This window comes from Paraburkholderia aspalathi (genome assembly GCF_905220735.1).
In the GTDB taxonomy this organism is placed as follows: Bacteria; Pseudomonadota; Gammaproteobacteria; order Burkholderiales; family Burkholderiaceae; genus Paraburkholderia; species Paraburkholderia aspalathi.
On the sequence record NZ_CAJNBA010000002.1, the window covers coordinates 1,683,190 to 1,701,941 of the forward strand.

Annotated in this window: 16 protein-coding genes; 12 read left to right on the forward strand and 4 right to left on the reverse strand. The window is 62.3% G+C overall.

Going from position 1 to position 18,752, the window contains the following annotated elements; all coding sequences use genetic code 11:
- The first annotated feature begins 27 nt into the window (after positions 1-27).
- The 5 genes from KHO30_RS18280 to dapA all read left to right on the forward strand — a co-directional run bounded on the left by KHO30_RS18280 (position 28) and on the right by dapA (position 6,566).
- Positions 28-1,455 carry an FAD-binding oxidoreductase gene (locus KHO30_RS18280; RefSeq protein WP_200618573.1) on the forward strand — a complete coding sequence of 476 codons (1,428 nt, stop codon included), beginning with the start codon at positions 28-30 and terminating at the stop codon, positions 1,453-1,455.
- Positions 1,456-1,551: 96 nt separating this feature from the next.
- Positions 1,552-2,649 carry an ABC transporter substrate-binding protein gene (locus KHO30_RS18285; RefSeq protein WP_093632415.1) on the forward strand — a complete coding sequence of 366 codons (1,098 nt, stop codon included), beginning with the start codon at positions 1,552-1,554 and terminating at the stop codon, positions 2,647-2,649.
- Between the two features lie 42 nt (positions 2,650-2,691).
- Positions 2,692-3,795: an ABC transporter ATP-binding protein gene (locus KHO30_RS18290; protein WP_211701742.1), complete on the forward strand. Its 1,104-nt coding sequence runs from the start codon at positions 2,692-2,694 to the stop codon at positions 3,793-3,795.
- Positions 3,796-3,942: 147 nt separating this feature from the next.
- Positions 3,943-5,634 (forward strand): ABC transporter permease subunit, encoded by a 1,692-nt coding sequence (locus KHO30_RS18295; protein ID WP_244864090.1) that lies wholly within the window; start codon positions 3,943-3,945, stop codon positions 5,632-5,634.
- A gap of 26 nt (positions 5,635-5,660) precedes the next feature.
- On the forward strand, positions 5,661-6,566 hold the full coding sequence (gene dapA, locus KHO30_RS18300; protein ID WP_200618575.1) for a 4-hydroxy-tetrahydrodipicolinate synthase: 906 nt from the start codon (positions 5,661-5,663) through the stop codon (positions 6,564-6,566).
- Positions 6,567-6,604: 38 nt separating this feature from the next.
- Here the strand turns inward: dapA and KHO30_RS18305 are convergent, their stop codons facing one another.
- Positions 6,605-7,438 carry an IclR family transcriptional regulator gene (locus KHO30_RS18305; RefSeq protein WP_093632411.1) on the reverse strand — a complete coding sequence of 278 codons (834 nt, stop codon included), beginning with the start codon at positions 7,436-7,438 and terminating at the stop codon, positions 6,605-6,607.
- A gap of 112 nt (positions 7,439-7,550) precedes the next feature.
- Between KHO30_RS18305 and KHO30_RS18310 the strand changes: the two genes are divergently transcribed.
- Positions 7,551-8,690 carry an alpha-hydroxy acid oxidase gene (locus KHO30_RS18310; protein WP_200654041.1) on the forward strand — a complete coding sequence of 380 codons (1,140 nt, stop codon included), beginning with the start codon at positions 7,551-7,553 and terminating at the stop codon, positions 8,688-8,690.
- A gap of 11 nt (positions 8,691-8,701) precedes the next feature.
- Here KHO30_RS18310 and KHO30_RS18315 read toward each other — a convergent pair whose 3' ends face one another.
- Positions 8,702-10,201 (reverse strand): MFS transporter, encoded by a 1,500-nt coding sequence (locus KHO30_RS18315; protein ID WP_211701744.1) that lies wholly within the window; start codon positions 10,199-10,201, stop codon positions 8,702-8,704.
- Positions 10,202-10,478: 277 nt separating this feature from the next.
- Here KHO30_RS18315 and KHO30_RS18320 point away from each other — a divergent pair, with 277 nt between their 5' ends.
- The 6 genes from KHO30_RS18320 (at position 10,479) to KHO30_RS18345 (ending at position 16,713) form a co-directional block, all read left to right on the forward strand.
- A complete protein-coding gene (locus KHO30_RS18320; protein ID WP_211701745.1) occupies positions 10,479-11,546 on the forward strand; it encodes an ABC transporter substrate-binding protein in 1,068 nt (355 codons plus the stop codon).
- A gap of 16 nt (positions 11,547-11,562) precedes the next feature.
- A complete protein-coding gene (locus KHO30_RS18325; RefSeq protein ID WP_211701746.1) occupies positions 11,563-12,417 on the forward strand; it encodes an ABC transporter permease in 855 nt (284 codons plus the stop codon).
- Between the two features lie 48 nt (positions 12,418-12,465).
- Positions 12,466-13,350, forward strand: a complete 885-nt coding sequence (locus KHO30_RS18330; RefSeq protein WP_211701747.1) for an ABC transporter permease — start codon at positions 12,466-12,468, stop codon at positions 13,348-13,350.
- Between the two features lie 82 nt (positions 13,351-13,432).
- On the forward strand, positions 13,433-14,311 hold the full coding sequence (locus tag KHO30_RS18335; protein WP_211701748.1) for an ABC transporter ATP-binding protein: 879 nt from the start codon (positions 13,433-13,435) through the stop codon (positions 14,309-14,311).
- A gap of 45 nt (positions 14,312-14,356) precedes the next feature.
- Positions 14,357-15,733 carry an LLM class flavin-dependent oxidoreductase gene (locus KHO30_RS18340; protein ID WP_211701749.1) on the forward strand — a complete coding sequence of 459 codons (1,377 nt, stop codon included), beginning with the start codon at positions 14,357-14,359 and terminating at the stop codon, positions 15,731-15,733.
- Between the two features lie 32 nt (positions 15,734-15,765).
- Positions 15,766-16,713 (forward strand): TauD/TfdA dioxygenase family protein, encoded by a 948-nt coding sequence (locus KHO30_RS18345; protein ID WP_211701750.1) that lies wholly within the window; start codon positions 15,766-15,768, stop codon positions 16,711-16,713.
- 147 nt (positions 16,714-16,860) lie between these two features.
- On the opposite strand, the gene KHO30_RS18350 is transcribed toward KHO30_RS18345, so the two are convergent.
- Both KHO30_RS18350 and KHO30_RS18355 read right to left on the reverse strand, forming a co-directional pair.
- The gene (locus tag KHO30_RS18350) at positions 16,861-17,205 is read right to left on the reverse strand and encodes a DUF3088 domain-containing protein (RefSeq protein ID WP_211701751.1); all 345 of its coding nucleotides are present in this window, start codon (positions 17,203-17,205) and stop codon (positions 16,861-16,863) included.
- A 54-nt stretch (positions 17,206-17,259) separates the two neighbouring features.
- Complete coding sequence (locus KHO30_RS18355; RefSeq protein ID WP_211701752.1) at positions 17,260-18,477, reverse strand: acyl-CoA dehydrogenase family protein; 1,218 nt, start codon at positions 18,475-18,477, stop codon at positions 17,260-17,262.
- Positions 18,478-18,752 lie beyond the last annotated feature (275 nt).

Below are 18,752 nucleotides of genomic sequence, written 5' to 3' on the forward strand. Positions count from 1 at the left end.
CGAAGCCGCCCGATCAAGGAACCAGAAATGAACCCTGTCGCGCCCTTGTTAGCCAGCCTGCAAACCGAACTCGGAGCGGACGCGGTCCTGAGCGCCGAAGCCGACCTCGATGGTTTCACCGAGGATTGGCGCGGCCGCTTCAAGGCGCCGGCGCTCTGTGTTGCGCTGCCGTCGACGGCAGCGCAGGTATCCGCGGTGGTTCGCCTGTGCGCGGCGCACGGCGTGCCGGTCCTGCCGCAAGGCGGCAACACCAGCCTGTGCGGCGGCGCCGTGCCCGCGAGCGAAGGCGTTCGGCCAGTCATCGTCAACCTCTCGCGAATGCGACGGATTCGCTCGATCGACGCGGCCAACGGTTCAATGGAAGTCGAAGCCGGCTGCGTGCTGAAGACCGTGCAGGACGCCGCCGCGGCCGAACAACGGCTCTTTCCGGTAAGTCTCGGCGCCGAAGGCTCATGCCAGATCGGCGGCAATCTGTCGACGAATGCGGGCGGCACCGGCGTTCTGCGCTACGGCAACGCGCGCGACAACGTGCTCGGCCTCGAAGTGGTGCTCGCCGACGGCACGATCTGGAACGGCCTGCGTGCGCTGCGCAAAGACAACACCGGTCTCGATCTGAAGCATCTCTTCATCGGCACGGAAGGCACGCTCGGCATCATCACGGCGGCCACGTTGAAGCTGCATCCGTTGCCGACGCATCACGCGCTCGCGTGGTTCGCGCCCGTCGACCCGGCGGCCGCGCTGCGTATTCTCGGCATGTTCCAGGCCGCCTGCGGTTCGCGGCTCAACGCCTTCGAGATGATCAACCGCCGCCAGCTCGAACTCGTGATCGAACATGTACCCGAGCGCCGCAATCCGCTTGGCGAACTGCATGACTGGCACGTGCTGGTCGAGCTCGCGGACACACGCGGTGGCGAGGAGATGGCGGAACTGCTGCAACACACGCTCGAACAGGCAGCCGATGCCGGCCTCATCGTCGATGCGGTATTCGCCAGCAACGACACGCAGCGCGCCGCCCTCTGGGAAATTCGCCACAGCGTGTCCGAAGCGAACAAGAAAGCCGGCGTGGGCTTGACGACCGATTGCGCAGTGCCGGTATCGGCGGTGCCTGCGTTCATCGAGCAGTCCACACGCGCGGTCCACGCAATCATCCCCGGCCTCGACATTCTGATCGTTGCCCATCTCGGCGACGGCAACGCGCACTTCATCCCGTTCTTCACCTTCGACGCATGGCGCGAATTCGCGGACCCCGTCGCGATGGCCACCGCGATGCGCCATTGCGTCAACGAAGTCGCGCACGAATTGCACGGCACGTTCAGCGCCGAACACGGCGTCGGCCAGACCGGACTCAGCGAAATGGCGCACTACAAATCCGCTATCGAACTCACGTTGATGCGCGCGGTGAAGCAGGCGCTCGATCCGCACCAGTTATTCAACCCCGGCCGCCTGCTGCCCTGAGGCACCGCTCCGTGCCCCATCGCGCCGCTCACGCAGCCTGAATTTTCGCCATACCGGTCTTTCGCTTTCCACGCTTGCCACTTCCCTGGAGTCGTCATGAAAAAGCAGCCCACACGCGATCAGATTCAACAACCCGGCCGCCGCACGGCCATCAAGGCGGCGCTGGCAGGCACGGCAGCGGTCGCGTTCCCGTTCGTCTGGACGCCGTCGCGCGCGGCCAGCAAACGGATCGTGATTCGTGACGACGGTGGCATCTATACGAAGGCCTACGGCGCGGTGTTCTACCGGCCGTTCACGGAGAAGACCGGCATCGAAGTGGTCGGCGTGCAGGCGAACGCCGAACCGACCGCGCTGATCAAGAGCATGGTCGACACCGGCAGCTACACCTGGGACATGGCGAAGATCAGCCAGCCGGCAATTCTTCTGCTGACGGGCGGCGGCAAGGAATACCTCGAGAAACACGGGCTGGAATCCGATCCGGTGATCGCGAAGATCCCGAAGCAATACATGTCGCCGTACGGCGTGGGCACCAACATCTACACGACCGTTCTCGCCTATCGCACTGACGCGTTCAAAGGCCGCAAGGCGCCGAACTCATGGGCCGACATGTGGAACGTGAAGGACTTCCCGGGCCGCCGCGGCCTGCGCAAATATCCGTTCGACACGATGGAACAAGCCTTGATGGCCGACGGCGTAGCGACCGGCCAGGTCTATCCCTGCAACATGGACCGTGGCTTCGCGAGCCTCTCCAAGATTGCGAAACATGTCGACGTCTGGTGGACCACCGGCGCACAGGTCGAACAGATGCTCGGTTCGGGCGAAGTGGACATGATCAGCACGTGGATCTCGCGCGCGCAAGCGGCAATTGCCAGCGGCGCGCCGGTCGGCATCGTCTGGAACCAGAACATCTGGGGCGTCGACAACTGGTCGATCCTGAAGGGCTCGCCGAACGCCGACGCCTGCCGCGAATTCATCAAATTCGCCGCCGATCCGAAACGCCAGGCCGCGCTGGTCGACTATTTCCCGGCGGGTCTGACGCAACCCGAAGCATTCAACTTCATCAAGCCCGAAATCGCCAAAAACTGCCCGACTTATCCGCAGAACATGGCCAACGGCCTGCATATCGATGCGAAGTACTGGCAGGAAAACCAGAGCGTCGCGCTCGAGCGCTTCAATCGCTGGATCCTGACGTAAGCGCGCCGCCACTCCCTGTCACCTTTCACGGAGGCCGATTCCATGTCTGCTTCGAATCTTCAGATCGCGGGACTCAGCAAACGCTACGGCGATTTCGTCGCGCTCGCGCCGACCAGTCTCGACGTCGCCGAGGGCGAGTTCCTGACCTTGCTCGGACCGAGCGGCTCTGGCAAGACCACCCTGCTCAGCCTGATCGCCGGCCTCGCCCTGCCGGATGAAGGACAGATTCGCATCAACGGCGTGGACGTGACGTACGGCGCGCCGTACGAACGCGACATCGGTATGGTGTTTCAGAACTACGCGCTGTTTCCGCACATGACAGTCGCGCAGAACATCGCGTTTCCACTGCAGATGCGCAAGACAGACGCAAAGGCCACGCAAGACAAGGTCATGCAAGCGCTGGAGATGGTGCATCTGCCGCACGTGGCACAACGCTATCCACGCGAGCTATCCGGCGGCCAGCAGCAGCGGATCGCGCTCGCGCGCTGCATGGTCTACCGGCCCTCGATCATTCTGATGGACGAACCGCTCGGCGCACTCGACAAGAAACTGCGCGATCACATGCAGCTCGAGATCAAGCGCATCCATCGCGAACTCGGCACGACGATCGTCTACGTGACGCACGATCAGGAAGAAGCGATGACGATGTCGGACCGCATCTGCCTGATGAACGCGGGTTCGATCGCTCAACTCGGCACGCCGGCCGATCTGTATTTCCGGCCCAACAGCGTGTTCGTCGCGGACTTTCTCGGCGAGTCGAATCTGCTCGACGCGGTCGTCACGGGACGTGCCGGCGATCAGGTGCAGATCAGCGTGCAAGGCGTCGCGAAAGGCGAAGCGATGGCCTACGACCCGGTGATCGCCAACGGCAAGCCGGTCAAGCTGATGCTGCGTCCGCAAAATCTGCGCGTGCACGACAGTGCGAGCGCGGACTCAGACTCCGGCAACGGCGGCAGCCTGTCCGCGAAACTCACCGACATCATGGTGACCGGCAGCATGACCAAGCTCTATCTCGAGCCGCATACCGCCAATGCCGCGCCGCTCGTCGCCGCCTTCCCCACCAACCGTTTCGGCAGCCAGTACGAAGTCGGGCAAACGCTCGGCCTGTCGTGGCTCGCCGCCGACGCCGTTGCGATCGCGGGGTAAGCGATGAATCATTCCGCTTTGAGCGCGCGCCCTTCCCAGCCCGCGGGGCCGGCACAACCCATTCAACCTGCGCCGCGCCGGCCGACCTGGCGCACGTGGCTGCGGCCCGGCGCCAAAGGCGCACCGCTAGTCGTGCTGCTGCTCGTGATGCTGGTCTATCCGGTCGGCCAGTTGTTGATGCTCAGCATTCACAACGACACCGGCTTCACGCTGATCGAATACAAGCGGCTCTTCGCATCGTCCGTGTATGTGGACGTACTGCTGATCACGCTGAAAGTGTCGCTATGGACCACGTTCTTCTCGGTGCTGACCGGCTATCCGATCGCCTATCTGATCTCGTCGGCAACGCGTGCACGCAAGAACCGCCTGCTGTTCTGGGTGCTGCTGTCGTTCTGGACCAGCTTTCTCGTGCGCACGTTTGCATGGGTCGTGCTGCTCGGGCGCAACGGAGTCATCAATCAACTGCTGCTCAAGCTCGGCATCATCGACGAACCGCTGAGCCTGCTCTATCACTTTTCCAGCGTGATCGTCGGCATGGTGCATGCGCTGATGCCGCTCGCGGTGCTGACCATGCTGTCGGTCATGGAGAACATCGACCGCCGTCTGCCGAGCGCCGCGGCGACGCTCGGCGCGCGTCCCGGCACCGTGTTCTGGAAGGTGTATTTCCCGCTGTCGTTGCCGGGTGTCGCGGCTGGCGCCCTGATGGTGTTCGTCACCGCGATCGGCTTCTTCATCACGCCGACGCTGCTGGGCGGCCGTCATCAAACGATGATCACGCAACTGATCATCGATCAGGTCATGCAGGCGCTGAACTGGGGCTTTGCCGGCGCGATTTCGGTGCTGCTGCTTGCGGTGGTGCTGATCGTCTTCCTCGTGTACGACCGCATGGTCGGCCTCTCGACCATGGCGGGCGAAAGCGCAGGCGCGAAAGGCTCACGTGCGGGTGGCTGGAGCCGCAAGCTCGGCGACCTGATTCTGACCGCGCTCGGTAATGCGACGGACGCCTTGCTCGCCGTGCTGCCCCGCTCGCGCAAAGGCCGCAAACGCAGCGTGTCCGGCAGCGGCGAAAGCCTGACGTTGCGCGTGATCGTGTTCCTGCTGCTGGTGTTTCTCAGCGCCCCGGCCTTCCTGATGATTCCGTTGTCGTTCGATTCGGCTTCCGGGCTGGCGTGGCCGCCGCATGGATTTTCGCTGCAATGGTATCGGCAGATCGTCGATTCGCCGCTGTGGATGCAGGCGATCACGCGCTCGATGCTGGTGGGTATCGGCACCGGTTTGCTGTCGATGCTGATCGGCACGCCCGCCGCGTTCCTGCTGGTGCGCGGCGGCATGCGCGGCAAGGCGGCCATGCTGGCGTTCGTGCTCTCGCCGATCGTCGTGCCGCGCATGATCATCGCGGTCGGCATCTTCTACTTCTTCGCGAAGATTGGTCTGGTCGGATCGTCACTCGGCCTGGTGCTGGCCCATACGACGGTCGCCGTGCCCTACGTCGTGATCACGATGATGGCCGTGCTGCGCAACTACGACACCCGTCTCGATCTCGCCGCGCAGAGCATGGGCGCGCGTCCGTGGGCCACCCTTCGCCGCGTCACGTTTCCGATTCTCGGCGCGGGTTTAATGTCGTCGTTCCTGTTCGCCTTCGCGACCTCGTTCGATGAACTGACCATCGCCCTCTTCACCTCGGGCGGTTTGAGCACGACCTTACCCAAGCAGTTCTGGGACGAAATCACGATGCAGATCTCGCCGGTTATCGCGGCCGTTTCGACGTGCCTCTTCATCTTTATCGCCGCGCTCATCTGGGTTGCGGACCGTTTGCGCCGGCGCAGCCTCACCGCCTGAATCCCATTCATTCACCGAGACTCTTTATGCTTTCAGCACAACAATTACGCGGCGTTCTGCCGGCCATTCCGACACCGGTCAACGCCGACGACACGATCGACAGCGGCGCGGCTCGCACGTTGATGCGCTATCTGCTCAAGCAGGGCGTGGACGGCGTCGTGCCGCTCGGCGGTACGGGCGAATACGGCGCGCTGGCACGGGCCGAACGCATCCGCATGGCCGGTATCGCCGCCGAGGAAGCGGCGGGCAGCATCCCTGTCATCGCTGGCGTGCTCGATCCGGGATATCACGACGCCATGCAGGCAGGCAAGGAATTCGCTGCAGCGGGTGCGGACGGCTTGCTGGTGCTTACGCCCTACTACACGAATCCGACCCAGGCAGGCATTCGCGACTACTTCCTGCGTTACGCCGACGAATCGCCACTGCCGATCCTGATCTATGAGATTCCGTATCGCACGCGCATTTCGATCGCGCCCGAAGTGCTGCACGAACTCTCGAAGCACGAGCGGATCATCGGTATGAAGGCGTGCAATACCGACATGTGGCACTTCCTGCGCACTGTCGCCGGCGTCGACGAGTCGTTCTCCGTGCTGAGTGGCGAAGACACTTTGTTTCCGCTGCATGTCGCAGCGGGCGCGCGTGGCGGCATCGTGGTGACGGCGAGCCTGTTGCCGAAAGCGTGGCGCAAGATCTATCAGCTCGCGGCCGACGGGAAAACGCAGGAAGCGCTTGCGCTGCACCGCTCGCTGATTCCGTTGATGAACCTGGCGTTTGCCGAAACCAATCCCGGACCGATGAAGTCGGTGATGGATCTGATCGGCGTGCATGCGCCGACGATGCTCGCGCCGCTGATCCAGGCGGCGCCGGAGTTGTCGGCGAATTTGCGAATCGAGCTGGAAAAGCAGCTCGATACTTTCGAGCGGCCGCTGTGACCGCTTAGTGAGCGCCTAGTTGAGCGCCTAGTGACGGCTCAACGCTGATAGCCCGTGAGCCGCGACTTCGAAATCGAGGTTGCGGCCACCTGCACGTGTTGCGCGAGTTCGGCTTCCACTTTCTCACGCGACCAACGCGAGGTCGGCACCGAGATATTGATCGCGGCGACACCCATGCCGCCGTGATCCGTCACCGGCGCGGCAACGGAAATATCGCCGAGCACGGTTTCGTTCTCGATCACCGCATAACCGCGCCGGGCGACTTTGCGCACCCGCTCGAGCAGTTTGTCGGGATTGGTTTCGGTGTAGTGCGTGAGCGGTTCGAGGCGCGTTTGCGCGAGGATCTCGCGCACGCGGTCGTCGGACAGACGCGAGAGGATCGCGATGCCGGCGGCAGTGAACATGGCCGGCAAACGCGCACCGACCACGATGTCGATATTCACCAAATGCTGGCCCGGAAACCGCGCGACGAACACGATCTCGTGACCGTCGAGCTCCAGCAGATTGGTGGTCTCGCCAAGGCGCCGGCTGATGTCGAGCAGATACGGCGAGGCCTTGTCGATGAGCTCGTTGGCGCGCACGTAGTTGTAGGAGAACTGCAGCACTTTCGTCGTGAGACCGTAGTTGCGCGTGTCGGGAACACGGTACAGATAACCGAGCGCTTCCAGCGTATGCACGAGACGCTGCGTCGCGCTGCGGTCGAGGCCGGACGTCCTCGCGATATCGACGAGCGTCATGTGACGGTTCGGACCGTCGAACGCATGCAAGACCTGAAACGCTTTCGCGGTCGAGCCGACGAACAGCGACGAGCGCGTCGGCTCCGGTTCAGCCGCCTTGATCTTGCGGGCTGTGCCTCTGGCGTGTTCTGACATGGTGGTATCGCAGCCTTAAACAGATCGTCGAGACAGATCGAATAGCAGTTATCTCGATTGTAATGCGATTGAATCGGACAACCGCAGCAAATTTGAAGTCTGTGGAGCATTCATGCTTTCATGCGTAGCTGATTACCGGATCGCCGCCCAGAAACGTCTACCGCGGCTCGCCTTCGACTATCTCGACGGCGGCGCCGAGGACGGCGACGCCTTGCGCCGCAATGTCGAGGCCTACCGCCAGTGGCTCTTCAAACCGCGCGTGCTGACCGACGTGTCGCGCTGCTCGAGCGCCACACAGTTTTTAGGAAGGGAGGCGGCCGCGCCGTTGATCGTCGGACCGACCGGTTTGAACGGTCTGTTCTGGCCGCGTGCCGATGAACTGCTCGCCCACGCCGCGAGCGAAGCCGGCTTGCCCTTCGTTCTGTCGACAGCGTCCACCTCCCTGCTCGAAGACGTGCGCGCCGCCGCGCCGCGCGGCGACCTGTGGATGCAGCTCTATGTGCAGCAGGACCGCAGTATTGCCGAGGACCTGATGCGGCGCGCGAGCGCGGCCGGCTTTTCCACGCTTGTCCTGACGGTCGACGTGCCGGTCCATGGCAAACGCGATCACGACACGCGCAACGGCTTCGCGTTGCCCTTGCGACTATCGCCGCAGCTCATTGCCGATTGCATCCGCCATCCGCACTGGTGCTGGCAGATGGCGCGCCATGGTTCGCCGCAATTGAAGAACATCGCAGAGAGCGTCGGCGAACGGGCCGATCTGGCGCGTCACGCCGCCATGCTCAGCCGGCAGATGGACTTGACGCTCGGCTGGGCAGATCTCGAATGGGTCCGGCGGCACTGGAGCGGCAAGCTGATCGTGAAAGGCATTCAGGGGCGCGACGACGCATTGCTGGCGCTCGCACGCGGAACGGATGGGATCGTGCTATCGAACCACGGCGGACGGCAATTGGACAGCACGTTCGCGCCGCTCGAACTATTGCCGGAAATCGCCGACGCCGTAGGTCACCGTCTCGACGTGTTCGTCGACGGCGGCGTGCGGCGCGGCAGCGATGCGTTGAAAGCGGTCTCGCTGGGCGCGCGCGGCGTCTTGCTCGGGCGTGCGCCGCTTTACGGTCTCGCGTCGCGCGGCGGCGCCGGTGTCAAGGAGGTACTGGCCTTGATGATGCAGGAGATGCATATCGCCATGCGCCTGCTGGGATGTAGCGCGCTCACTCAGCTGCGACCGGGCCTGGTCGAGCGCGCCGCGTGATTGTTGAAACGCTACGCCAGCGCCGCGTTTGCTTTGGCCGGCGGCTCCGCGTAGTCCTCAGCATCGATGTCATAGCCCGATGGCTCCCAGCGAATCGCCAGCAGCACGAGCAACGAAGTCAACGGCGCAATCGCGATCAGCCAGAAAACCTTCGTACCGAACGCAGCGGCCAGAACCGGGAATAGGAACAACGAAACCGTCGACGCGGAACGCACCAAGGTCTGATTGAAACCGACGCCGATTCCGCGCAGCGAGGTCGGGTAGCTCAGCGACGCATAGGTCATCGAGTGGGAGCCAGGTCCGAAACCTTGCCCGAATAGATAGCCGCCGAGCAACAGGATCGCAACCACCACGAGCGCGCCACTGCCCGGTTTGCCGATCAACGCGAGGCCGATCAGCGAGGCGAACTGCAGCGAGTGCCCGAGCACGGTCATCTTCCACGCACCGACGGTCGGTGCGGTGCGCACGCCGATCAGTCCGCCCACGAACGCAAATGCCAGATTCAGCGCGAGCGCTGCGATGATCGTCGTAAGCGGCCCCTGATGAAAGAAGCTGGTGATGATCACCGGCAAGCCGAAAATAATCGCGTTGTAGCCGAACGAAGAAGCACTGCCGATCACCGCGGCAAGAATCGTGCGGCGCCGGTAAGTCGCATTGAACAGTACCCCGTAGTTACGCCAGGACGCCGCACGCGGTGCCTTGATCGGTGTCGCGCTTCGTTCAACCACTGCGTCGACGCCGTAGGAGCGCTTCAGAATGCGCGCCGCCTCTTCGAGATCGCCCTGGTTCGCTGCCCAAACAGGCGATTCGCTGATATAGCGGCTGCGCACGAGAATAATCACAATGGCCGGTACCGCACCGAACGCGAGCGTCAGACGCCATAGCCAGCCAAGCTGATGCTCCGGCAGAATCGCGTACAGCCCGAGAATCAGCAGATAGCAGGTGCTCGTGGCTGCGTACCATGCGGGGCACCACGCGGCGACACTCGCCGCCTTGTTGCCCTTGCCCGCCACCCGCGAGAACTCGGCGAGAAACGCCATCGCCACCGGCAGATCGAGCCCCACGCCGAAGCCCATCAGAAAGCGCGCCCCGCCGAGCACCCACGCATTCGGCGCGAGACCGGCTGCGATCGCCGCGATCACGAAGAACAGCATATCGGCCATAAACACGCGATAACGGCCGATGCGATCGGTCAGATACCCGCCGAACAGTGCGCCGAGAATCGCACCGAACGTGATCGCCGACGAGACGAATCCCACCTGAACCGGCGACAGTGAAAACTGGCGCGCGATGTCCTTGATCCCGTAAGCGAGCGACGTCAGATCGTAAGCATCGAGAAAGACTCCACCCAGCGCGATCGCAATCACGATGCGTGCGTTGCTGCCCTTTGCAGCGCCTGCGTTGACGATGCGCGAAACATCCTGCGCACTACGGATGACAGTGGGAGACGCTGTGTTACCGGCCGGCGCCTGCGGCTCGGCGACGGTCGATGGAAAAGCAACAGTGGACATGATCTCGTGTTCGCATGAATGGCTGAAGCGTCGAATGGTAGCCATGCAATCCATGTCGGCAAAACGACGAATTTAACTATGCAAATCGGGAATCACGCACTTGCACCGCGCTAGTGCCGCACGGACCCTTTCAGGCAACGTGGTTCGAACTACTGCAGATTTTCTTATCAGCAATGATTGGTTGGATTCGAGCGCACACGAATCTAACGTGTATTGCCAGCTCTCTGCCCATCTGAGCATTTGCACTCCATTTCCTTCCATCGATCGGTATCGCCGAATGCGCTATTTTCGTCTGCTGAAATCTTTTGTTGCCGTGGCGGCCCTGTCGCTTGCCACGGGTCATGCCTACGCTGACAAACCCGCTGTGATCCGGATCGGCGTCGCGCAGCAGGGCACGGGCGATCCACCTACCTTTGGCGGATCACCAGCGGCGACGGTGCAATTGCAGCAGTCGCTCGAAAAGGAATTCGCCGCCGACGGCATCAAGGTCGAATGGCTGTTCTTCAAAGGCGCCGGCCCCGCAGTGAATGAAGCAATCGCCGACAAGTCACTCGACTTCGCCTTTCAAGGCGATCTGCCTGCAGTACTCGCTCGCGCCAACGGCCTGAAGACTCGCCTCCTGATCGCCTCGGGCGTGCGTACCGGCATCAAGATCGCCGTGCCCCCGGATTCGGACGTGCGTTCGATCAAAGACCTCAAAGGCCGCCGCGTATCGATCTTTCGCGGCACCAATCTGCAACTGGTCGCCGACAACGCGCTCGCCGCCAATCAGCTCGAAGAGCGCGACCTGCGTGTGATCAATCTCGATTTCGCCAGTTCGCTCGCCGCGCTGACTTCCAAGGGGATCGATGCGTCGGTCAACGATTACCACCTGTACAAGCTGCGCGACCAGGGTCTCGCGAAAATCATCTACGAATCGCAAAACGATGGGCCGCAATTCACGCGTCAATCGCATCTGTTGGTACTCGACGATTTCGATAACGCGCATCCGGATGTCGTGCAACGCGTCGTCAACGTGTTCGTTCAAGGCGCGCAATGGTCGTCGGATGAAGCGAACCGCGATGCGCTCTTCAAGCTATGGGCAAAAAGCGGCGTGCCCTACTCCTCATGGCAGGCCGAGTTCGCGAATCAAAGCCTGAAAGACCGCAATTCGCCGTTGATCGATCCGTTCATCGTCGCGCGTTATAAAGCGGTCGCGGCGGATGCGCTGAAACTCAAACTGATCCGGCAACCCGTCCAGGTCGACGGCTGGTTCGAGACGAAATATCTCGACAACGCGCTGCGCACGCAAAAACTCGACCACTACTGGACGCGCTACGACGCTGCCGGCAAGCCGCTCAGCTAAAACGGGAGCGATCACGATGAGCGAAACCGCATTTCCGGTCGATAGCGAACGGCTCGGCCGCGCTGATGAAGCGCAGCGCGCGCCGCTCTATCGCAATGCGCGCTTGCGCGCCCTCGCCTGGCATCTCGCGCCGTGGGTATTGCCAGTCGTCCTGCTCGCCTTATGGGCGACCGGTTGCGAGCGCGGCTGGATCGCGCCGCAGATTTTGCCGCCACCCGAGCGGGTGTTCGACACCTTTGTCGAACTGGCGAGAAGCGGCGATCTCGCAAGCAATACGCTCATCAGTCTCCAGCGCGTGCTGCTCGGCTTCGCTGCGGGCACCCTGGTCGGCTTTGTGCTCGGCGCGGCGCTCGGTCTGTCACGTATCTTCGAAGCCTATGTGCTACCGAGCTTCAATGCTTTGGTGCAGATTCCAGTGCTCGGCTGGCTGCCGTTTCTGCTGCTGCTCGTCGGTGTCGGCGAGCCGCTCAAATACATCCTGATCGCGCATGCCGCGCTTGTTCCCGTGACGTTGAGCACGCTGCAAGGATTCCGCCAGACACCCGCTTCGCTCGATGAAGTCGCGCGCGTCTTCGAATACAAGCGCTGGCAACGGATCGTCTATCTCGTGCTGCCCGCTGCCGTGCCGACGCTCGCCACCGGCGTGCGGCTCGCGTTCACCAAAGCGTGGCTCGCACTGGTGGTCGTCGAACTGGTGGCGTCGTCCGAAGGGCTCGGCTATCTGATCGTCTACGGGCGGCAACTGTTCCAGCTCGACCTGGTGATGGCTTCGGTCGTCGTGGTCGGCGCCATCGGTTACGCGATGAATCGTTCGCTCGACGCGCTCGAAGCGCGTTTGCGGCGCGGTCAACCGTCGGCGTTTCGCGAGTGATGCTCATGGCGCCGATTGCCGCCACGCACCGTATATGAGGTATCCACGATGAGTCTTGCTCTCTTCAAGCGGCCAGCCGGATTAAAACAGTCGGCCGATGCGTCCTGCGACTGCGGCAGTAACGTGCCCGCCTCCTTCCAGCGCGCGGCGCGACCGCGCCGGTCCCTGCTCTCACGCGTCGACTGGCGCGGCGCCGTCTTGCCCATCGTCGCCATTGCGATCTGGTGGGCGATCTCGGAAGCGCACGTCGTCAAGAGCGGCTTGCTGGTCAGCCCCGCGCAGGTGCTGGCCACCGCCTGGCAGCAAATCGTCAGCGGTGCGCTTTTCAAGGCCCTTTCCGCCTCGCTCGTGCGTGAAGCGAGCGGTTTCGTGATCGGCACGCTAGGTGGCCTGTTGCTCGGCAGCGCGCTCGGCTTCTCGCGGCTTGCCACGCGCATGATTGGCCCGAGCTTCGACACGTTCAAACAGATCTCCCTGTTTGCGTGGATTCCGCTGATTTCCGTGTGGTTCGGTCTCGGCGATGCAGCGAAAGTCGTGTTCCTCTCGCTCGCGGCGTTGCTGCCGGTCGCCGCACACACGTGCGACGGCATCCACGCTGTGCCGCGCGCCTACATCGAAGTCGCGCGCGCATTTCGCTATTCGCGCTGGCAATTGATCCGCGCTGTCATTCTGCCGGCCGCATTGCCGTCGATTTTCACCGGACTCTATCTCGCGCTGATCTATTCGTGGCTCGCCACGCTTGGCGCGGAATACCTGCTGGTGGCAGGCAGCGGGATCGGCAATACGCTGATCGACGGCAGCGAGCAGTTCCGTATGGACCTGGTGCTGTTCGGCGTGATCGTGGTCGGCGTGACCGGTTGGGCGTTGAACGCGCTGGCGCGCGCGGTGGAACGGGCGATCTTTGCACGCCGTTCGCAGGTCGCCGCTCGATAAGCACGCAGCCGACATTCACCGGCTATGCGCTGAATTTGTGCTGGGTTTGCACTAAACAGAGATTACCGATCAAGGTCCGCACATGACTTCTTCCACGCTTTCCGACAGCATCGACATTCTTCACGTCAGCAAGCGCTATACGCAACAAGGCGGCACGTCGCTCGCGGTGCTCGACGACATCAGCCTGCGGGTGCGCCCCGGCGAATTCGTCAGCGTGCTTGGTTCGAGCGGTTGCGGTAAATCGACCTTGCTGCGGCTGATCGCGGGACTGGACAGCGATTACAGCGGCGATATTGTCGTTGCCGGAGACAAGGTGCGCGATACGTCGCTCGAACGCGGCATCGTGTTTCAGGATCACCGTCTGTTTCCGTGGCTCACGGCATCGCAAAACATTCTCGCCGCGTTGCGTAATGCTCCGCTTTCGGCACGAGAAAAACGCGATGCGGTCGCACAGCACATCGCGCTGGTCGGCCTGAACGGCTTCGAGAATGCGTATCCCCATCAGTTGTCGGGCGGCATGGCGCAGCGTGTGGCGATCGCACGCGGCCTCGTGAACCGTCCACGCGTGCTGCTGCTCGACGAGCCATTCGGCGCGCTCGATGCGCTCACGCGCGGCCGCCTGCAGAACGAATTGCAACGCATCTGGGAACACGAACGCATCACGATGATTCTCGTTACACACGACGTCGACGAAGCGCTCTACCTCGGTGACCGCGTCGTTACGATGGCGCCACGGCCGGGCCGCATCAAACGGATCGTCGATGTCGCGCTGCCGCGTCCGCGCGAGCGTAACGATCCCCGCTTCATTCGTTTGCGCGACGAAGTGCTGGCCGACTTCGCCGAGCACGACGCTGAGCACGACGCCGCGCGCCGCGAACCTCACGACGGCGATACGCCACACGGCGGCACGCGCATTCCAGTAGCGAATCCATCGATCACCGAATGGCGACTCGCCTGGTAACACCCGCGGCCCCCCCATACACACAAACCCTTCGCGGAGACAACGATGAGCGGCGAAAATCGCCAGAAGCGACAGATCAAACTGGGCGCCTTCCTGATGGAGACGGGCCACCATATCGCCGCGTGGCGGCACCCGGATGCACTCGCGAGCGGCGGACTCAATTTCGCGCACTACGCGGAACTGGCGCAGATCGCCGAACGCGCCAAATTCGACACGATATTTTTCGCCGACAGCGTCAGCGTGCGCGACACGAATCTACCCTCGCTATCTCGTACCGCACGTGCCGATCACTTCGAACCGTTGACTCTACTGTCCGCGCTTTCTGTCGTGACGAAACACGTAGGCCTGATCGCCACGGTCTCCACCACATTCAACGAGCCGTACAACCTCGCGCGCAAATTCGCGTCGCTCGATCATCTGAGCGGCGGACGCTCGGGTTGGAATCTCGTGACGTCGAGCACCGAATCCGAGGCGCTCAATTTCAATTTCGAACGCCATCCGGAGCATGCGGTCCGCTATGAACGCGCGCGCGAATTCTACGATGTGGTGGCAGGCCTCTGGGATAGCTGGGAAGACGACGCGTTTATCCGCGACAAGGAAAGCGGCGTCTATTTCGATCCGGACAAGCTGCACGTGCTCGGTCATAAAGGCAAGCATTTCAAAGTGCGCGGGCCGTTGAACGTCGCGCGTTCGCCGCAGGGGTGGCCAGTCGTCGTGCAGGCCGGCGCATCGGAAGCGGGACGTGAGCTCGCGGCGCAAACCGCAGAGGTGATCTTCGTCGCGCATCAGACACTCGATGAAGCGCAGTCGTTCTACCGCGACGTCAAAGGCCGCCTCGCGAAATACGGCCGCTCGCCGGATCACCTGAAAATCATGCCGGGCATTTTTCCGATTGTCGGCCGTACGCAGGAAGAAGCGGACGCGAAGTTCGCCGCGCTGCAGGACCTGATTCATCCGACGGTCGGTCTGTCGCTGTTGTCGAACATGTCGGGCGGCGTGGACCTTTCCCAGTATCCCGTCGACGGGCCCCTGCCCGAGCTGCCGGAAACCAATGGTGGCAAGAGCCGTCAACGCCTGCTGTTCGATCTCGCACGGCGCGAAAACCTGACGATCCGCGATCTGTATCTACGCATTGCCGGCGCGCGCGGCCACCAGCAGGTGGTCGGGACGCCGCAGAGCATCGCAGACCAGTTGCAACAGTGGTTCGAAGAAGAAGGCGCCGATGGCTTCAACATCATGTCGCCGTGGTTGCCGGGCGGGTTGACGGAATTCGCCGAACTGGTGGTGCCGGAATTGCAGCGGCGCGGACTTTTCCGCACCGAATACGAGGGCCGCACGCTACGCGAGAATCTCGGGCTGCCGCGACCTGCAAACCGCTATACCACCGAGACAAAACAGGTGCCCGCCGTAGCGGGATATTGACGCAACACGTTCTCTTTCGCGAGGAGCCTCCCATGAGCGCAGCCGCATTGCAGGAAGTACAGTCGATTCAGGTCAATCCGCTTTCCGCGCATATTGGCGCTGAAATCCACGGTGTCGATCTCACACAGAAACTGGATGCACGTCAGATCGCGGACATTCGCGCGGCGCTTCTTAAGTGGCGCGTTGTGTTCTTTCGCGAGCAGTTTCTGACGCATGAGCAGCATATTGCTTTCTCCACGCAGTTTGGTGAGTTGACTTTGGGACATCCGGTGTTCGGCCATGTCGACGGTCATCCGGAAATCTATTCGATCTCGAAGTACCGCAAGGCGACCCGTTTCGAGGGTCAAACGCTGCAGCGGCCCTGGACTGGTTGGCACACGGATGTGACGGCCGCGGTCAATCCGCCCTGGGCGTCGATCCTGCGCGGCGTGACCATTCCGCCGTACGGCGGCGATACGCAATGGACCAATCTGGTGGCCGCGTATCAGAAGCTGTCCGCGCCGTTACGCACGTTTGTCGATGGCCTGCGCGGGCTGCATCGCTTTGCGCCACCAGCCGGCGCGAGTGGAACGGAAGCATTCGTCAAAGCCGTCGAACAACGCATTCTCGTTACCGAGCATCCGCTCGTCAGAGTGCATCCGGAAACGGGCGAGCGGGCACTCTATGTGAGCCCGAGTTTCCTGAAGTCGATTGTCGGCGTGACGCCACGCGAAAGCCAGGTGCTGCTCGAACTGCTCTGGGAACATGTGACGCGGCCCGAATTCACCGTGCGCTTCAAATGGGAGGCCGGCAGCGTCGCGTTCTGGGACAACCGCGCGACGGCTCACCTCGCCCCTACGGATATTTTCGATCTCGACTTCGACCGGCAGTTGTATCGCACGACGTTGGTGGGTGATGTGCCGGTTGGCCCGGACGGTGCTCAGTCTGTCGCGATCGAAGGCTCGCCGGTGAGCGCCGCCGCTGCGGTCGCGTTGAACTGAAGACTCACTGTGACTCACTCAACTCTGGCTGCGCGCTCGTCGGCGTCGACGACGCGCAGCTGAGTTTTTCGATTGTCAGTCGGGCCTCAATTTGTTCGGTGAGCGCGTACTGCTATCGCTACGCGAAGCCGACCTCAAGCCGCTGCGTCAATGCACCTTAGGAAAACCGTGGCGCTGCGCGAGCAGATCGAGGATCCGGCGCGTATCGGTCACGAAGCGCTTTTCGCCCAGCGTCTTGGCATCAGCCGGCGCAGCCTGTTCGTCGCCGAAAATCAACACCGGCAGACTCTGGTGCTCAGCATCGAGCGCCTCCACCACCGCCGCGCGCGGACGCGGAAACGGCAAGCGGCGAATATCCAGGCGTGCGTTGAGCGCAGGATCGCTCGCGAGCAGACCTTCGATAGGCGCGCCATCAGGACAGATGAAGCGCTCGCCGGGGTGGTTCGGATCGGTGAAGCCCGGCTCCAACAGCAATAACAGATCTCGGCTCATGGCATTCAATCAATGGAAGATGGGTGAAAGGATCGTGGCGTTTTTTCCAGCGTTTCAGAAAACCCGCCCTTCAGTCAGATGCGTGGTCACGCCGTTCAACTCGTAATCGCCGATCACGCGTGCTTTATGCAGCAACGGGTTGTGGCTGAAGATGGTGCGCAGATTGCGCCAGTGACGGTCGAAGTTGTGCGCTCGCCCAGTGGCCGATGCTCCGCCGATTTCAAACAGACGCTCGCCCGCATAGAGGGCCAGCTTGCTGACCACCAGTTGCGTTTTGGCGGTAGCCAAGGACCCTTCCAGCACGAGTTCTTCCGCATTGGCTGCGCCGCTACGGATTGCATTTGCCGAACGGTCCAGCGTGCGTGCGTTTTGCGCGACCAGCGCGTCGATGGATAGACTATGCGCCGCGAGATCGCCCACCACCTGTTGCACGAAACCGTCCTCGCGTGCCGAGGGCGCCGGGCTATGCAGCACCGGGCGACCGTATTGCGTCACGTAGCGCCGCGCATCCGCGAGAATGTTGCGCACGATACCCGCCGCGACCGTGACCAGATGCAATTGCCGCACCGCGCTGCCATGGCGGCCCGCAAGACTCGTATAGCCGCGCGTTGCGATTTCATGGGCAAATACCTGCACGTTGTCGAGCACGAGACTGCCGCTCGCCGTCATGCGTTGACCCATCCCGTCCCAATCGTCGAGCACTTGCAGGCCTTCACGTGAGACCGGGATAACGATTGATACCTTCTCGTCGTTTTCATCCTGCACGTTGATACGCGCGTAGTCGGAGAACGCCGTGCCGGTCGAGTAATATTTTTTGCCCGTTACGCGAAAATGCTCACCGTCGCGCACCAGCTTGGTGACGATTTCGCCGGGCCTGGATGTGCCGATCTCCGTTGACGCACCTCCAAAGATCGCCCCTTCCCGTACACGCTCGATCTGCGTGTCGTTGAAGGCGGAGCGCGGCGACAGCACCAACTGCTCGGTCAGATCGAAATGAATCCGCAATGCGTGCGCGACATTCGACTCTTCCGCAGCCAGCGTGGCGATCACATGGAAGAGATCTTCCAGCGAACCGCCGAGGCCGCCCCACTCGACCGGAAAACGGAGCACGCCGAGCCCCGATTCGCGAAACAATGCGAAGCGGTCGAACGGCAACTCGCGCCGCACCTCGCGTTGCGCGGCATCTTCGCCGATCGCTTTAGCGAGCGCCGGCAACGCGCTGAGCGCCGCCTGAAGCCGTGCACGTGCTGTGCTTTCCTGAGAGACCTGCATGCCGTCATTCCTTGTATAAGCGCACGGATCAGGCTTGATCCGGCTGATTGTCCTGTGAGCGTGTATCGGCGTCCCAATGGGACGTGCCGATTCGACGGATCAGTATAGGGACGCGGCCCACCTTGCAAAACCAGCGAATCGAGCTATTGATATGCGCGTTTCTGAAATGCCATTCGCCGATAAGGATCGATGAATCCGTTATTGGAGCGTCGCGCGGCATCTTTCTATACTCGATTCCGGTCAGCACTCACCAGCGACGAGTGCCAAATTTCAAT

What these genes read in the sequence shown, in the direction of transcription:
- KHO30_RS18280 (WP_200618573.1), top strand. Translation starts at nt 28, where the DNA reads ATGAACCCTGTCGCGCCCTTGTTAGCCAGCCTGCAAACCGAACTCGGA.
- KHO30_RS18285 (WP_093632415.1), top strand. Translation starts at nt 1,552, where the DNA reads ATGAAAAAGCAGCCCACACGCGATCAGATTCAACAACCCGGCCGCCGC.
- KHO30_RS18290 (WP_211701742.1), top strand. Translation starts at nt 2,692, where the DNA reads ATGTCTGCTTCGAATCTTCAGATCGCGGGACTCAGCAAACGCTACGGC.
- KHO30_RS18295 (WP_244864090.1), top strand. Translation starts at nt 3,943, where the DNA reads ATGCTGGTCTATCCGGTCGGCCAGTTGTTGATGCTCAGCATTCACAAC.
- dapA (WP_200618575.1), top strand. Translation starts at nt 5,661, where the DNA reads ATGCTTTCAGCACAACAATTACGCGGCGTTCTGCCGGCCATTCCGACA.
- KHO30_RS18305 (WP_093632411.1), bottom strand. Translation starts at nt 7,438, where the DNA reads ATGTCAGAACACGCCAGAGGCACAGCCCGCAAGATCAAGGCGGCTGAA.
- KHO30_RS18310 (WP_200654041.1), top strand. Translation starts at nt 7,551, where the DNA reads ATGCTTTCATGCGTAGCTGATTACCGGATCGCCGCCCAGAAACGTCTA.
- KHO30_RS18315 (WP_211701744.1), bottom strand. Translation starts at nt 10,201, where the DNA reads ATGTCCACTGTTGCTTTTCCATCGACCGTCGCCGAGCCGCAGGCGCCG.
- KHO30_RS18320 (WP_211701745.1), top strand. Translation starts at nt 10,479, where the DNA reads ATGCGCTATTTTCGTCTGCTGAAATCTTTTGTTGCCGTGGCGGCCCTG.
- KHO30_RS18325 (WP_211701746.1), top strand. Translation starts at nt 11,563, where the DNA reads ATGAGCGAAACCGCATTTCCGGTCGATAGCGAACGGCTCGGCCGCGCT.
- KHO30_RS18330 (WP_211701747.1), top strand. Translation starts at nt 12,466, where the DNA reads ATGAGTCTTGCTCTCTTCAAGCGGCCAGCCGGATTAAAACAGTCGGCC.
- KHO30_RS18335 (WP_211701748.1), top strand. Translation starts at nt 13,433, where the DNA reads ATGACTTCTTCCACGCTTTCCGACAGCATCGACATTCTTCACGTCAGC.
- KHO30_RS18340 (WP_211701749.1), top strand. Translation starts at nt 14,357, where the DNA reads ATGAGCGGCGAAAATCGCCAGAAGCGACAGATCAAACTGGGCGCCTTC.
- KHO30_RS18345 (WP_211701750.1), top strand. Translation starts at nt 15,766, where the DNA reads ATGAGCGCAGCCGCATTGCAGGAAGTACAGTCGATTCAGGTCAATCCG.
- KHO30_RS18350 (WP_211701751.1), bottom strand. Translation starts at nt 17,205, where the DNA reads ATGAGCCGAGATCTGTTATTGCTGTTGGAGCCGGGCTTCACCGATCCG.
- KHO30_RS18355 (WP_211701752.1), bottom strand. Translation starts at nt 18,477, where the DNA reads ATGCAGGTCTCTCAGGAAAGCACAGCACGTGCACGGCTTCAGGCGGCG.